We start from the raw sequence: 15,279 nt of genomic DNA, 5'->3' as shown, positions 1-15,279 counted from the left end.
GTCGTGTCAGTGGTCACGTTCGATCATGTAGCGCGCCAGGCAGGCCAGGGGGTCCTTGGCACTGCCCAGTGGTGCGAGGGCGGCGATCGCCTCCTCAATCAGCTCGTTGGCGCGCACGCGGGCTCCCTCGAGTCCCAGCAGGCTGGGGTAGGTCGGCTTGTGGCGAGCGGCGTCGGCGCCGGAGAGTTTGCCAAGGGTTGCAGTGTCGCCGGTCACATCGAGAACATCATCATGAATCTGGAAGGCCAGGCCGATCGCCTGAGCATAGACATCCAGGGCGGTCATGCGCGGGTCATCATCATCGACCGCGATCAGCCCGCCCAGCCGCACCGCAGCACGGATCAGCGCGCCGGTCTTGTGGGCATGCATGGTGGCGAGGACCTCCACGCTCGGTTGCCCCCCTACAGCGGCGAGATCCAGCGCCTGCCCCCCGACCATTCCATCTCGGCCGGCGGCGTGAGCCAGGGTCAGCATCAGGGCTGGCAACCGCGGCGGTGCCGCACGCGCCAATACTTCGAAGGCCAGCGCCTGCAGCGCATCCCCAGCCAGCACCGCCGTTGCCTCGTCGAAGGCGCGGTGCACCGTGGGCTGGCCGCGGCGCAGATCATCGTCATCCATGGCCGGCAGATCGTCGTGGACCAGCGAGTAGGCGTGGATCAACTCCAATGCCATCGCCGGGGCATCGAGGGCGTCGTCGTCGGCACCCAGGGCGCGACCGGCGGCATAGACCAGCACCGGCCGCAACCGCTTGCCTCCCACCATTACCCCGTGGTGCATGGCGGCGTCGAGGCGCGGCGCCGTGGCCGTTCGGGCGTCGTCTGAACGGGAATCGAAGAGCGCCTCGAGGCAGGCGTCGACGCGCGCCCGATCCGCCACTAAGCGAGCCGTCAGGACCTCAGTTCTCACTCTCGCCCTCCCCGCTTTCCTTACCGCTTGGCGCGGTGAAACGCTCGAACTCGACGCTGCCTTCCGGCGCCTCGATCAGGGTACGTACCTTGAGCTCGGCCTCGTCCAGGCGACGTTGCGCATCGCGAGTCAGGCGCACGCCCTGCTCGAACGCCGACAACGATCCCTCCAGCGACAGCTCACCGGATTCGAGTCGCTCTACCAGCTTCTCCAACTGCTCGACGGTGGCGGCAAAGTCACCGCAGGACGCCTCACCTTCCGTCATCTCGGCTGGCCGCTCGTCACGCTCTGCCATGGAACCTCTCGCCAGTCACGGATCCAAAAGACGATAGTATACACGCTCTCCCCCGGGTGCCGTCTGCCCCGGCGATGCCCCAACATGCAGTCGGCTCATCACCGCAGCGCAGCATTTTCATTTTCACTCATGCCCGCTGTGCTAACATAAGCGCCTTATTTCGAGCCTGTAGAAGGGGTTGATTCGACCATGGCCAAAACGTCCCTGGACAAGGGCAAGATCAAGATCCTGCTGCTCGAGGGCGTCCACCAGAGCGCGGTGGACAACTTGTTGGATGCCGGGTACACCAATATCGAGCATCTACCGACCTCGCTCGATGAAGCGACGCTGATCGACAAGATCCGCGATGTCCACTTTCTGGGCATCCGCTCGCGCTCCCAGCTTACCGAGAAGGTGTTTGCCGCCGCCGAGAAACTCACTGCGGTAGGCTGCTTCTGCATTGGCACCAACCAGGTCGATCTCGACGCGGCGCTGGTTCGTGGCATACCGGTGTTCAACGCCCCCTACTCCAACACCCGCTCGGTGGCCGAGCTGGTGCTGGCCGAGGCGATCATGCTGCTGCGTGGCATCCCCGAGAAGAGCGCCCGCGCCCATCAGGGCGGTTGGCTGAAGTCAGCGAGCAATTCCCACGAGGCGCGCGGCAAGGCGCTGGGCATCGTCGGCTATGGCAGCATCGGCTCCCAGCTCTCGGTGCTCGCCGAGTCGCTGGGGTTCGACGTCATCTACTACGACGTGGTGACCAAGCTCGGCATGGGCAACGCCCGCCAGGTCGCGAGCCTCGAAGAGCTGCTGGCCCGAGCCGACGTGGTCAGCCTGCATGTGCCGGAGGTACCATCCACCAAGTGGATGATCGGCGCCGAGCAGATCGCGCTGATGAAGCAGGGCGGCATCCTGATCAATGCCTCACGGGGGAGCGTGGTGGCGATCGAGGCGCTGGCCGAGGCACTCGAGGCCGGCCGGCTCAATGGTGCGGCCATCGACGTGTTCCCGGTGGAACCCAAGGGTAACAACGAGGAGTTCGTCAGCCCGCTGCGCGGCCTCGAGAATGTCATCCTGACGCCGCATATCGGCGGCTCAACGCTGGAAGCCCAGGAGAACATCGGCATCGAGGTCTCCGAGAAGCTGATCACCTACTCCGACAACGGCACGACCGTCGCCTCGGTCAACTTTCCCGAAGTGGCACTGCCCGCCCACCCCGACAAGCATCGCCTGCTGCACATTCACGACAACGTGCCCGGCGTGCTGTCCGAGATCAACCGGGTCCTCTCCGAGAACGGCATCAACATTGCCGGCCAGTACCTGCAGACCAACGAGAAGGTCGGCTATGTGGTGATCGATGTCGACAAGGCCTATGGGGTTCAGGCGCTTGAGGCACTCAAACATGTACAGCATACCCTGCGGGTGAGGGTGCTCTACTCCGAGACCAACTATCAGGATTGATACGAGCGGACTGACCTCGCGAGCTAGCGACACGATCCCGTCATCACACCATCCCGGTGCGATGGCGAACTCTTTTCACGACGCCAACTTTAGAGCATTCATTGCAAGGACGCCTCATGCTCGACGCCACTTTACGTTTTGAAAACCTCATGACGGCAGCGGTGACGCTCGCCGTTTTTGTTTGCTGTGTCTCTCTGCATTACGAGGCATCGATACGCTTGAGCCGACATATCGAGACGTCAAAGCGCTCGCTGCGTTGGCGATTCCTGGTCCTGATGTCGGGGATCTTCGTTACCCATGTGGCGGAAATCTGGCTCTTTGCCGGGGGCGCCGCCCTTCTCTTGCATGTTCCTGCGGCCGGCAATTTTACCGGGGGCGAGCCTCGCCACTTTCTCGATCTCGTTTACGTTTCTACGATGGCTTATTCATCGCTTGGTTATGACAAGCTGTCGCCTGAGGGGCCTATCCGTTTCCTCTTCGGGACAGAAGGCCTGCTGGGCTTCATGATGATCACCTGGTCGGCCTCCTTGACCTTCCTCAAGATGCAGAACCACTGGGCGGTCTAACGTCCTGGCTGACGAGGTTTGACGAGGCACGTTTCACAGGGCGTTATTGTTATTTTACCTCCTGCTCATTATGCGCTCGCCCCAACTGACCTATGCTATTGGTACGTAGCTCATGCAATAGCTCATGCAATAGGAGCGCCACTACCCTTCGCGCAAAAGGGGGTGAGTACCCTAATGGCGACTCCCAGGAAAGCGCGACAATGCCAAGGAGAGCGAAATGGCAGCAGTATTAACGGGAGGAATCCTGGTGTTGTTGGGGGTGGGCCTGGCCGTCGGCGGCGTATGGCTCGCAGCCCTTGGGGGGAGCTGGTTTTACCTGCTGGCAGCGATAGGGTTTCTGGTCACCGGCGCCCTGCTGATCAAACGTCATATCGCGGCCCTGTGGGTCTATGCTGCAGTCGTGCTCGTCACCCTGCTGTGGGCGTTATGGGAGGTGGGGCTCGACTGGTGGGCTCTGGTGCCGCGTTGCAGCCTTGTCGTCCTGATTGGTTTATGGTTGCTCACGCCCTGGGTCACCCGGGCGCTAGGCACCCCTGCGTCGTTACGCTCCCCGGGCTCTGCTACCGCCAGATCATTCAGCTCGACGTTCGACTGGCCGACCATGGCGCCGCTGGCCGCCGCGGTGGTCGTGTCGGCGATCGTGGCACTGGTCTCGCTGTTCACCGACCCACACGATGTCCAGGGCCAGCTGCCCGAAGCGGCGGCGAACCCGTCTCAAGACGAAGGCACCCCGAACGATGGCCTGCCCGAAGGCATCGCCGACGGGGAGTGGCATGCCTATGGCCGTACCGGGTATGGCCAGCGCTACTCGCCGTTGGACGAGATCACGCCAGAGAACGTGGACGAACTTGAGGTCGCCTGGACCTTCAATACCGGCGATGTGCGCGGCCCAGGGGACCCCACCGAGACCACCTACGAAGTCACCCCCCTCAAGGTGGACGACACGCTGTACCTGTGTACGCCGCATAGCCTGGTTATCGCGCTTGATGCCGACGATGGCAGCGAGAAATGGCGCTTCGATCCGCAATCCCCGCAGAACATCAACCGTCAGCACCAGACCTGCCGGGGCGTCTCGTATCATCCTGGCATTGGTGAGTCAGACGCCCCGGCAGACGAGAACGCCGACGCTGACAATGAAACGACAACCGCGACAGCCGATGCCGCTATCGATACCAACGGCGAAGCTAGCGAGTCGCTCTGCCAGCGGCGAATTTACATGCCAACCGCCGATGCCCGCCTCTTCGCCCTCGATGCCGAGAGCGGCCGCGTTTGCGAGGGCTTCGGCGACAATGGCGCCATCGACCTGTCGGCCAACATGCCGAATTACCGCCCGGGCTTTTATTATTCCACCTCGCCCCCGGTGGTCACGCAGGACCTGGTGATCGTCGGCGGCGCCATCAACGACAACGTGACCACCGACAACACCTCGGGCGTGATCCGCGCTTACGATGTACAGAGTGGCGAGCTGGTCTGGAACTGGGACCCGGGCAACCCCGAGGAAACGGACCCCATCGCCAACGATGACTTCTATCACGCCAATGGCCCCAACATGTGGTCGACCGCCAGCGTCGATGAAGACCTCGGCATGGTCTACCTGCCCATGGGCAACCAGCCCCCCGACCAGTGGGGTGCCGAGCGTGACACATTTACCGAGCGCTTCTCCTCGTCAATCGTGGCACTCGACCTTGCCGATGGTCAGGTCGTGTGGGTCTTCCAGACCGTCCATCACGACTTGTGGGATTACGATGTCCCCTCCCAGCCCAGCCTGATCGACCTGAGCATGCCGGAAGGCAAGGTACCGGCGCTGGTGGCCCCCACCAAGCAGGGCGATCTTTTCGTGCTAAACCGCGAAACCGGCGAGCCGATCCTGCCGGTCGAAGAAGAGGACGTATCCCAATCGACACAACTCCCCGATATCGCCCATCCCACTCAACCGGCTTCGGCGCTCTCCCTGGAGCCACCGCCGCTGGACGAGAAGGACATGTGGGGTACGACGCTCTTCGACCAGCTTGCCTGTCGCATCGCATTTCGCAAGCTGGACTACGAGGGACGCTATACCCCGCCGTCCACCAATGGAACGCTCATCTACCCGGGCAATTTCGGTGTCTTCAACTGGGGGAGCATCGCTATCGACCCCGAGCGCCAGGTCGCCTTCACCTCGCCGGGCTATCTCGCCTTCGTGTCGCGTCTTATTCCGCGCGACGACGAGGATACCGTCCATGTCAGCGTGGATGCGCCTGGGCCAGGCATCAACGAGAACTTCGGCGCGCCTTACGCGGTTGAGCTCATGCCCTTCATGTCCCCCATCGACCTGCCCTGTCAGCAACCGCCCTGGGGCATGGTCGCCGGCGCCGACCTGCGGACCGGCGACGTGGTCTGGCAACACCGTAATGGCACCGTCCGCGACCTCGCGCCGCTACCCCTGCCGTTCAAGATGGGCGTGCCAGATCTGGGTGGCCCGGTCATGACGGCGGGTGGTGTCGCTTTCATGAGCGGCACGCTGGATTACTACGTGCGGGCCTATGACGTGACGACCGGCGAGCAACTCTGGGAAGACCGCCTGCCCGCCGGCGGGCAGGCCACGCCGATGACCTACAGCAACTCCCACGGCCAGCAGATGGTACTGGTCGTGGCGGGTGGTCATGGGTCGCTGGGCACCAAGGCCGGAGATGCCATCATCGCCTATGCACTTCCCGAATGAGTAGACCCTGGCCGAGTGAGGATCTATCTTCAGGTCGTTGCCGACACCCAGGGAAAAGGGTGTCGGCGTCCTATCCACGACGTTTTGTACGTTTAGGCACAATTCGTTTGGGAAAAGCACGTGTGATCAAAGGAGTGACAGCACATGTCCGAGCGGAAACAGCCTCCCCAGCATCAAGACACCCAGCCGGGTGACGAACATGACATGCGTCCCGAGCCGGAATTCATCCGGGCCAGCTATCAGGGTGTGGATAGACTGAAGGACAAGGTGGCGATCATCACTGGTGGCGACAGCGGCATCGGACGCGCCGTGGCGATTCACTACGCCCGCGAAGGGGCCGACAGCGTGATCGTTCACCTCGAGGAGGATCGCGATGCCGAGGATACCCAAGCCCTTGTCGAGGCCGAAGGGCGCCGATGCCTGGTGCTCAAGGGCGATGTCGGTGACCCCGCGTTCTGCCGCGAGGTCGTCGACAGGACTCTCGAGCATTTCGGCAAACTCAACATCCTGGTCAACAATGCCGCCGAGCAATACGACTGGGATGACATCACCCAGATTCCCGACGACCAGCTGCTGCGCACCTTCAAGACCAATATCTTCAGCCATTTTTATCTGACCAAGGCAGCGCTGCCGCACATGAATGAGGGTGATACGATCATCGCCACCTCGTCGGTCAATGCCTTCAAGGGCAATGACTCCTTGATCGACTACAGTGCCACCAAGGGGGCGATCCAGGGGCTGGTGCGCTCGCTGGCGACCGGCCTGGTCGACCGGGGCATTCGCGTCAACGCCGTGGCCCCGGGGCCGGTGTGGACGCCCTTGATTCCAGCCAGTTTCGACGATGAGAAAGTTGCCGGCTTCGGCGGCCAGGTGCCGATGGACCGCGCCGGTCAGCCTAGCGAGATGGGACCCGCCTACGTCTATCTCGCCTGCGAGGAGTCCTCCTACATGACCGGACAGACGCTGCATCTGAACGGCGGTGTAGTGCTGAACACCTGATTGTCCACCTTCCTGTTCCAGAGGGGATCCGTTGATGAACGTGCTGGTCATTCTTGGCCATCCGCGCGTCGATAGTCTGTGCGGAGCACTCGCCGATGCGTTCTGTGACGGTGTGCGCGCCGCGGGTGTGGCGCTGCGCCGGCTCAACCTGTCGGAGCTGGAATTCGACCCGCATGTGCACATGGCCTCGCCCAATGATCAGGCGCTGGAAGCGGATCTCGAGCAGGCGCGCGAGCTCATCCGCTGGGCCGATCACCTGGTGTTCGTCTATCCCACCTGGTGGGGAACGACGCCGGCCCTGCTCAAGGGCTTTCTCGACCGCATGATGTCGCCAGGCTTTGCATTTCGAACCTGTGAGGGCGGCATCGGCTATGAGGGGCTACTCAAGGGTCGCTCGGCACAGCTGATTACCACCATGGACACGCCTCCCTTGATCCATCGCCTGCTCTACCGCGAGCCGGGCAGAAACGCCATGGCGCGGGCGACCCTGGGCTTCTGCGGCATCCACCCGGTGCGTGCCGTGGCCTTCGGGTCGGTCAAGGATGCGTCGGGTGAACAGCGCGAGGCCTGGCTGGCGCGAGCCAACCACCTGGGCCGCCAACTGATGCGCGGCCGGATCACGCCAAGCGAGAAAGTGCGTCACAAGGCGGGGGCCTGGCTCAAGGCCGTGCGACTGCAATTCTACCCCATGACCTGGGTGGCCTATGCGATCGGCGGGCTTGCGGCCTCTCCCGAGCAGGGCGTATTTGACAACCCGGTCTTCTGGCTTGGCTATCTCTGTCTATTTCTGCTTGAGGTCGCCACCGTGTTGACCAATGAACTGGTCGATCTGGACACCGACCGCCACAATTGCTTCCACAGTGCCCTGACCGGCGGGTCGCGCGTACTGGTCGAAGGCCTGTTAATCCGACGCGAGGTCAGGGCCGGCATTATCGTCACGCTGCTGGGTTTTGTGTTCGGTACTGTATGGCTGATAGCCATCGCGCCGGCGGCGCCAATCCCGATTTTGCTCGTGCTGGGTGGGCTGGCGATACTCGCGCTCGGCTATACCGCCCCACCGCTGAAACTCAGTTATCGCGGCCTGGGCGAGCTCGATGTCGCGATCACGCACAGCATCGGTGTCATGCTGTGCGGCTATGTCTTTCTGGGCGGCGCCTGGCATGGCTCGCTGCTCTGGTGGCTGAGCCTGCCGCTGCTGCTCGCCATCATCCCGTCCATCACCTTGTCCGGCATCCCCGATCTCGAGGCCGATGCCGCTGCCAGCAAGCGCACGCTGGCGGTGCGGCTGGGACGCAGCGGCGCCCTGTGGGTGGCGCTGATCTTCACTGTGCTGTCTGCTGCCTGCGCGGCGATATGGCAGCTCGCGGGACTCGCCGAGGGCGCCTACGGCGGCATCGCTTTCGCCGTGGTGCCGCACGGTGGCCTGCTCGCCTGGTGGCTCATCCGCCAGCTTCGATCACCCAAGCCGCCCGGACGCATCGACGGACTCATGACCGCCTCGCTCAGTTATGTGTTGTGGTTCGGGCTATTTCCCTTGTTTCAACTTTCCTGAAAAATTCTCCTACTGATTAACAAAAGTTAGTATAATAAAAACTCACTGTTTGACAGCTCATTACCATTGTCTATCTTCAAGCGGTGGTTGCCACTTTAAAAAACCGTGCTAGCACGCGAGCCTAGACAGTTAATTGATGTCGACAGGAGGTTACATCATGAATGCCCTGGATCTGCTCAAGCAGGATCATGACAAGGTGCGAGATCTATTGACCCAATTGGTCAACACGACTGAGCAGGCCGGGAAGAAGCGTCCGGAGCTGCTAGCCAAGATTGAAAAAGAATTGCATGTGCATACGCAAATCGAAGAAGAAATCTTTTACCCTGCCTTCGTGAAAGCGGCGAAAAACAAGCAGGACGAAAAACTCTACCATGAGGCACGTGAGGAACACCGTGCGGTGGAAAACATGGTGATGCCCGATTTGAAAAATACCGATCCAGGTGGTGTCGAGTTTTCCGGGCGAGCGAAGGTGCTCAAGGAGCTCGTCGAACACCATGCCTCAGAAGAAGAGGAGGAGATGTTCGAACACGCCCGCAAGCTCATCTCGAAAAGTGAGCTCGAACAGCTGGGCGAAGAGATGGAGGCACGTAAAAAGCAACTTTTGGCAAGTTAACAGCAGGGCGACCGCCCTCTTAAATACAGCTTTACATTCAGCTTATCTTGATAAAATACGCTTTAATTAAACTTATTTAACATCAAGGTTTCTGGTAATAGATGTTTTTGACAACTTGCCACTGCCCACTATATTGCAATGAGTCAGCCGCCGCCCATGCGCGCGGCCCGACCAGGAAGCCAGAGGGGTGGCGCCTTAGCCCCCCGACAAGGAGGTAACGGATGAACGAACACGACCAGCACCGCGGTGCGGGGACCACGTCGCCGTCGACGACCGGGACGCGCGACGACCTCAAGGGACGCGCGCGCGACAGCGCCGAGGATATCAAGGGCGCGGCGCAGCAGCGGGCCGAAAGCCTCTTCGACAACCAGAAGAGCGCCGCCGCCGAACAGACGCACAAGATCTCGCAGGTACTGCACAAGATGGGCGACGAGTTCGACCAGCAGCAGCAGACCACCTTCTCGCGCTGGGCCAATCAGCTGGCCGATCAGACCGACCGCGTCTCCGACCAGCTGCGCCATCAGGACCTGCAGCGCCTGATGGACAGCGCCGGTGCCTACAGCCGTCGCGAGCCGATGCTTTTCATGGGCGGGGCCATTGCCGCGGGCTTTCTCGTCTCGCGGTTCCTGCGCAGCTCGCAGCGTCATACCCATGACGACACGACCGGCTCGCCGTCCTCGCGCGGCGCCTATCCGAACGCGGCCCCGGACGACCCGGGCCGGACCCCGGGCGGCGTCACCCACCCGGGTAGCCAGACGCCGGGGCTCTGACCCCGTTGATGCCGGGCCGCGCCGAGGCGCGGGCCCGGACCGCCTAATGTATAACCGTCATCGCCATGGAGGCGAGCAAGCATGGATGCAGAGCATAATCGAACCACGTCGACGTCTGAAAGCACGTCCCTGGGGTCGCTGTTGACGACGCTGACTCGCGAGATGAGTTCTCTCGTGCGTCAGGAAACCCAGCTGGCAAAAGCCGAGATGTCGGAGAAGACCCACCAGGCAATGAGCGGTGTGGGCGCCATTGCCATCGCCGGGGCCGTGCTGTTCAGCGGCTTTCTGGTACTGCTGGCCGCGGCAGTCTTCCTGCTCAACGAGGTCCTGCCACCCGACACCACGCCGTGGCTGTCGGCGATCATTGTCGGCCTGGTGGTTGCGATCATCGGCTACGTGATGCTCAAGAGCGGGCTCAAGAAGCTGCAGACCCAGAACCTCATGCCCAACCGCACGATGGCCAGCCTGCAGAGCGACAGGGACCTCGCCCGGCATCACGAGACGCATGCCAAGGAGGAGCTGAAATGAGCCAGCATGACAAGCAGCGCAGTCCCGACGAGATCGAGAGCGAGATCCACCAGACGCGCGAACGTCTGGACAGCACCCTGCACGAGATCGAGGAACGCATCTCGCCGCAGAAACTGTGGAATTCCTCCTACGAGTACCTGCGCCAGGGCGGCGCCAACGAGTTCCTGTCCAACCTGGGGAGCAGCGTCAAGCAGCACCCCCTGCCGTTTCTGATGACCAGCGTGGGGCTGGGCTGGTTGATGATGGCCCAGCGCCAACCGCCGCGTCAGGCCAGCGCCGCGCCGACGCGGCCGATCCCCGAGAGCGCGTCCTCCTCGACGCCCAGCACGAACCCTTCCCCCGATAGCGGCTTCACGACGAGCCGCTCGACCGAGAGTCGCGTCACCGCCGGCCGGCCCTACGGCAGTGCCACGACCGGCACGCATCAGGGCACGCATGGCGACACGGCCTCGATCAGCGCTTCATCCACCGGGACCACCTCGCCGGTCGCGGCGACCTCGACGGCCGGCACCCCGTCGTCGTCCGGGGCTTCCTCTAGCGCCATGGGCACCGGGATGCTCTCGTCCGCCAGTGCCTCGGGCAGCGGCAATACCGGCACGAACAGCGGCCATGACAGTGGTGGCGGCAACATGAAGGGTCGCCTGCAGGAAACGACAGCTAGCGTCAAGGAGAAGACACAGCACATGACCGAGAAGATGACGGAGCGCGCCCAGCACCTGCGCGAGAGCCTGCACGACCGGACCGCCCACGCGCAGCAGGGCTACCAGGCCCGCCGGCAGGACATGAGCCAGCGCACCCGGCACCTTGGCCACCAGACGACGGGCTTCATCCAGGAGCACCCGCTGGTCGCCGGGGCGATGGGCTTCGCGCTCGGCGCGGCGCTGGGCAGCCTGCTGCCCGCCTCGCGGGTGGAAGACGAGTACCTGGGCGAGTACCGCGACCGGGCGCTGGACAAGGCCAGCGAACGCGGCCAGGGGCAGCTGGAAAAGGCTCAGCAGACCCTGCACGAGAAGGCCGAGGAAACCCGCAAAGAGGCCCGGACGAGCGACGAGAGCCACAACTCGAGCCCAGGCGATGGGGCGCCCACGAGAGGCACCGCCTCCGGGACTGTGAGCGGCCCCGCGGCGAGCAGCAAATCCCCAGCCCCCGGTGCCCTGTCCTCGCCCGGCGCTACTTCCACGCCCGGCGGCACGTCTACCCCCGGCGGCACCGCCAGCACCCAAGGTAAGGGCACGGGCCGCCCCGAGGCGAGTAGCACGCCCCCTGCACCCGGTGCCCTGTCCACGCCTGGCGCCACCTCCACGCCCGGCGGCACGTCTACCCCTGGCGGCACCGCCAGCGCGAAGGACAAGGGCCTGGGTCAGGCAGGAAGTGGCAGCACCCCGCCGCCGCGCAACACCTGAGCGACGCCGAGGGGGTAAAGGAGACTAATGCTCGAGCCAGGCATTCAATACATCTGCCTGGCTCGAGTCTCGAGTGTTTCTACATGAAGGATGATAACAACAGGGGGATAAAGGAGGACCAGGATGCCTGCGAAATCTCAAGCCCAGCAAATGGCTGCCGGGGCGGCCCTTTCCGCCAAGCGTGGCGAAACCAAGGTTAGTGAGTTGGAGGGTGCGGCCAAGTCGATGTACGACTCAATGAGCGAAGAAGAACTGGAAAAAATGGCCTCTTCGAATCGTAAACCGGACCATAAGTCCGACTCGTGAAGCGCTATTACGGCGACCCGTCCAGTGGTGAGGATCCCAACATCAGTATGGTGCGCAAGGCACCGCGATTTATATGCCTTACCATATACCTATCTTCAAGGAGCCGTGAAGCGTTGCCCGTTAAGAAGGGAGAGGTAGGATGAGGACTGCGGACCGAGTCTCGCAGGAAAATACGCGCTCCACGGCGCGCTTGCAGACTCTGCATATCATGACAATAAACGTGCACAAGGGCTTCAGCCACTTCAATCGGCGCCATGTCCTTCCGGAGTTGCGCGAAGCAGTCAATACACTTTCTACCGATATGGTCTTTCTTCAGGAAGTGATAGGCGTAAACAGAAAACATGCACTGCGGTTTTATGACTGGCCGGATGTTCCGCAATATGAATACCTAGCCGATACAATGTGGCAAGACTTTGCGTATGGTCGTAACGCCGTATATCCAGAAGGTGATCATGGAAATGCCTTGCTCTCAAGGTTTCCAATTCTGCAGTATGAAAACAGGGACGTTTCCATCTCGGGTACCGAGGAGCGGGGGCTACTTCATTGCACGCTGGAGGTGCCAGGCCATCCGAACGTACACGCCGTTTGCGTTCACCTCGGTTTGCGTCAAGCGCATCGGCTTGAGCAATTGGCTCTCTTGTGTGAGCTGCTGGAGTCGATACCGAGAAACGAACCCATTATCGTCGCGGGTGACTTTAACGACTGGCGGCTACAGGCCAACAAGATACTCGCTGAATGCGATGTTCACGAGGCTTTTGTTTCTCACTACGGCCGTCCTGCAAAAAGCTTTCCAGCACGCTGGCCGTTTCTGCGACTCGACCGGATTTACATCAGAAATGCTCGCGTTCGCCATCCTGCAGCCCTTTACCACAGACCTTGGTCACACCTCTCTGATCATGTGCCACTCATCGCAGAGGTATGTTTGTGAACTTTGAATGGCGAGAAGGTAATCAAGTCGAACTACTCATAAATGGGTGCCAGTTCTTTCCGAGAGTCTTCGACTCCATACGTTCTGCTCGCCATGAGATTCTTCTCGAAACTTTTATCATTTTCGATGACCAAGTTGGGCGAGGGCTGAAAGACGCCCTTCTGGAAGCTGCAGAAAGGCAGGTGAGAATTGAAATTACAGTGGATGGATACGGCACGGCGGATCTGAACAGCGACTACATTGCGGAATTACGGGCCGCAGGTATCAACATGCATATATATGATCCGCGCCCGCGCCGGTTTGGTATGCGTACGAACCTGTTTCGTCGTCTGCATCGCAAGATTGTCGTGGTGGATGGTGAGGTCGCTTACATCGGTGGTATCAATTTTGGCGCCGACCATCTACCTGAAAAAGATCCCATGGGCAAACAGGATTATGCCGTCCGCGTACGTGGCCCGATAGTAGATGATATTCGCGCTGCTGCCGAAACGTTGCTTTTGGAGCACCAGGCGATTCAAGAGTTGCCCGCGCTCATGCCAGCTGCGCCTGAAGTCGGGGAAGCTGCCATATTGTTGGCCGTGCGTGATAACCATACCCACCCGACCGATATCGAAGAACAATACTTATTAGCGATTCGATCGGCCACTTCTCGACTGATAATTGCTAATGCCTATTTTTTTCCCAGCTATCGCATCTGGCATGAATTGGCTAATGCGTCACGCCGTGGCGTAAACGTGATATTGATATTACAAGGTCAACCCGACAGGCCCTGGACAAAGAATCTGTCAAGCTCACTCTACAACCCATTGCTAAGCGTTGGCGTGCGTATATTTGAATATAAAGAGCGCCCCCTGCATGGCAAGATCGCCATTGCCGATCATGAATGGACAACGGTGGGTTCCAGCAATCTTGACCCGCTCAGCTTATCCTTGAATCTAGAAGTTAACCTCTTCATTCGAGATACCAAGCTCAATCGAGAAGTATACGAGCATCTCGTTGATATCATGAATAACAGCTCTCAGGAAGTGACACCTGAATCGGCTGCGAAAGGCCCTTGGTGGCGGGCACCATTAACAGTAGTTAGCTTTCACTTTTTGCGTCACTTCCCCAATATTGTGGGATGGCGTCCCGCCCATTCCCCGAAGATCAAGCCATTGACAGTGAAGACGTCAAAAAAGAAGCGAGTGCTGCGCTGAGGCCGACATGGAAGTGGACAAGAAATCGGGTGTAAGAAAGAAGCTCAAGCGTCAACCCTGGCGTCACTGGCTCAAGCGTGGTGTTACGCTCTTTTTCTTCATTCTGATTCCGGTTCTGCTGTTTTCGCTGCTCCGCAATGTGGATTGGCCTGAAGTTGTCGCCACGCTGCAGAGTTACGGTACTCTGACGCTGCTAGCCGGAGTGGGTATCGCCGCTGCCAGCCATGCAGTATTCAGTGGCTATGATCTGTTGGGTAAGACCTATACTAGCCATCAACTACCGGCGCGATACGTCATGCCGTTGGCTTTCGTGTGTTATGCCTTTAATCTGAATTTTGGAGCCTGGATCGGAGGCATTGCATTGCGCTACCGCCTCTATACTCGTTTTGGCTTGAGTGTAGGAATAATAACTCGTGTTCTGAGCCTAAGCCTCATCACAAACTGGCTGGGTTACATGATTCTGGCCGGTGCCATATTCACTCTAGGGCTGCTCACGCTTCCAGAAAGGTGGCAACTTGGCGTGGTGGGCTTACAGTTGATTGGTGTCGTGCTGTTAGCCGCATCATTCCTGTATCTGGCGGCTTGTCGCTTTTCCAAACGGCGTACTTGGCGGTGGCGAAACCATGAGATCGTATTACCCTCGCTTCGCATGGCGCTGTTCCAGGCAGGTCTGGGAGCAATGAATTGGTCCTTGATGGCCGCACTGGTCTATCTTCTTCTGCCGGAGGATATATTTTATCCCAGTGTTCTTGGCATTCTTTTGATCAGCAGCATCGCAGGGGTGGTGACACATATTCCCGCAGGCCTGGGCGTGCTTGAAGCCGTCTTCATCGCTACACTTCAGCATCAGGTGGCCAAAAGTGAGATACTCGCTGCCCTGATTGGCTATCGCACGATTTATTTTCTCCTCCCTTTGGCGGTAGCCAGCATTGTTTACCTAAGCTTGGAAAGATGGTCAAAGATTGAGCATACGCCCGACTCTTGAAGCGCCAGTACAACCTCTCACGGCGTCTGATAGCCCAAGGTTGAACGGAGCCGGCAGCTGTTCAAAAAACACTTTTTATTGTTAACGGCGT

General features: G+C 60.4%; 15 protein-coding genes. 13 read left to right on the top strand and 2 right to left on the bottom strand.

Going from position 1 to position 15,279, the window contains the following annotated elements; genetic code table 11:
- Nucleotides 1-6: 6 nt before the first annotated feature.
- Together KG088_RS13320 and KG088_RS13315 are read right to left on the bottom strand one after the other, a co-directional pair.
- Nucleotides 7-906 (bottom strand): polyprenyl synthetase family protein, encoded by a 900-nt coding sequence (locus KG088_RS13320; RefSeq protein WP_213826075.1) that lies wholly within the window; start codon nt 904-906, stop codon nt 7-9.
- A complete protein-coding gene (locus KG088_RS13315; RefSeq protein ID WP_250148258.1) occupies nt 896-1,201 on the bottom strand; it encodes an exodeoxyribonuclease VII small subunit in 306 nt (101 codons plus the stop codon). The genes KG088_RS13320 and KG088_RS13315 overlap by 11 nt, the downstream gene beginning before the upstream one ends.
- 189 nt (nt 1,202-1,390) lie before the next feature.
- Here KG088_RS13315 and serA point away from each other — a divergent pair, with 189 nt between their 5' ends.
- From serA to KG088_RS13250, 13 genes are all read left to right on the top strand, one after another.
- The gene (gene serA / locus KG088_RS13310) at nt 1,391-2,641 is read left to right on the top strand and encodes a phosphoglycerate dehydrogenase (protein WP_213826073.1); all 1,251 of its coding nucleotides are present in this window, start codon (nt 1,391-1,393) and stop codon (nt 2,639-2,641) included.
- Nucleotides 2,642-2,757: 116 nt separating this feature from the next.
- Nucleotides 2,758-3,207: an ion channel gene (locus KG088_RS13305; protein WP_213826071.1), complete on the top strand. Its 450-nt coding sequence runs from the start codon at nt 2,758-2,760 to the stop codon at nt 3,205-3,207.
- A gap of 217 nt (nt 3,208-3,424) precedes the next feature.
- Nucleotides 3,425-5,908, top strand: a complete 2,484-nt coding sequence (locus tag KG088_RS13300) for a glucose/quinate/shikimate family membrane-bound PQQ-dependent dehydrogenase (RefSeq protein ID WP_213826069.1) — start codon at nt 3,425-3,427, stop codon at nt 5,906-5,908.
- A 144-nt stretch (nt 5,909-6,052) separates the two neighbouring features.
- Nucleotides 6,053-6,907 carry an SDR family oxidoreductase gene (locus KG088_RS13295; protein WP_213826066.1) on the top strand — a complete coding sequence of 285 codons (855 nt, stop codon included), beginning with the start codon at nt 6,053-6,055 and terminating at the stop codon, nt 6,905-6,907.
- Between the two features lie 34 nt (nt 6,908-6,941).
- Complete coding sequence (locus KG088_RS13290) at nt 6,942-8,459, top strand: NAD(P)H-dependent oxidoreductase (protein WP_213826065.1); 1,518 nt, start codon at nt 6,942-6,944, stop codon at nt 8,457-8,459.
- Nucleotides 8,460-8,616: 157 nt separating this feature from the next.
- Nucleotides 8,617-9,072 carry a hemerythrin domain-containing protein gene (locus KG088_RS13285; RefSeq protein WP_213826063.1) on the top strand — a complete coding sequence of 152 codons (456 nt, stop codon included), beginning with the start codon at nt 8,617-8,619 and terminating at the stop codon, nt 9,070-9,072.
- Between the two features lie 221 nt (nt 9,073-9,293).
- Nucleotides 9,294-9,842 (top strand): hypothetical protein, encoded by a 549-nt coding sequence (locus KG088_RS13280; RefSeq protein WP_213826061.1) that lies wholly within the window; start codon nt 9,294-9,296, stop codon nt 9,840-9,842.
- An 81-nt stretch (nt 9,843-9,923) separates the two neighbouring features.
- Nucleotides 9,924-10,370, top strand: coding sequence for a phage holin family protein (locus KG088_RS13275; protein WP_213826059.1), 447 nt, complete (start codon nt 9,924-9,926; stop codon nt 10,368-10,370).
- Complete coding sequence (locus tag KG088_RS13270; protein WP_213826057.1) at nt 10,367-11,773, top strand: DUF3618 domain-containing protein; 1,407 nt, start codon at nt 10,367-10,369, stop codon at nt 11,771-11,773. Before KG088_RS13275 ends, KG088_RS13270 begins: the two co-directional genes overlap by 4 nt.
- 123 nt (nt 11,774-11,896) lie before the next feature.
- Nucleotides 11,897-12,079 (top strand): DUF3008 family protein, encoded by a 183-nt coding sequence (locus KG088_RS13265; RefSeq protein WP_213826055.1) that lies wholly within the window; start codon nt 11,897-11,899, stop codon nt 12,077-12,079.
- A gap of 139 nt (nt 12,080-12,218) precedes the next feature.
- A complete protein-coding gene (locus tag KG088_RS13260) occupies nt 12,219-13,007 on the top strand; it encodes an endonuclease/exonuclease/phosphatase family protein (protein ID WP_213826053.1) in 789 nt (262 codons plus the stop codon).
- Nucleotides 12,998-14,203: a cardiolipin synthase ClsB gene (gene clsB / locus KG088_RS13255; RefSeq protein WP_213826051.1), complete on the top strand. Its 1,206-nt coding sequence runs from the start codon at nt 12,998-13,000 to the stop codon at nt 14,201-14,203. Before KG088_RS13260 ends, clsB begins: the two co-directional genes overlap by 10 nt.
- A gap of 7 nt (nt 14,204-14,210) precedes the next feature.
- Nucleotides 14,211-15,188 carry a lysylphosphatidylglycerol synthase domain-containing protein gene (locus KG088_RS13250; protein ID WP_213826049.1) on the top strand — a complete coding sequence of 326 codons (978 nt, stop codon included), beginning with the start codon at nt 14,211-14,213 and terminating at the stop codon, nt 15,186-15,188.
- The last annotated feature ends 91 nt before the right edge of the window (nt 15,189-15,279 follow it).

The organism is Halomonas jincaotanensis (genome assembly GCF_018448785.1).
GTDB lineage: Bacteria > Pseudomonadota > Gammaproteobacteria > Pseudomonadales > Halomonadaceae > Halomonas > Halomonas jincaotanensis.
This window is presented reverse-complemented; position numbering and strand designations above follow the sequence as displayed.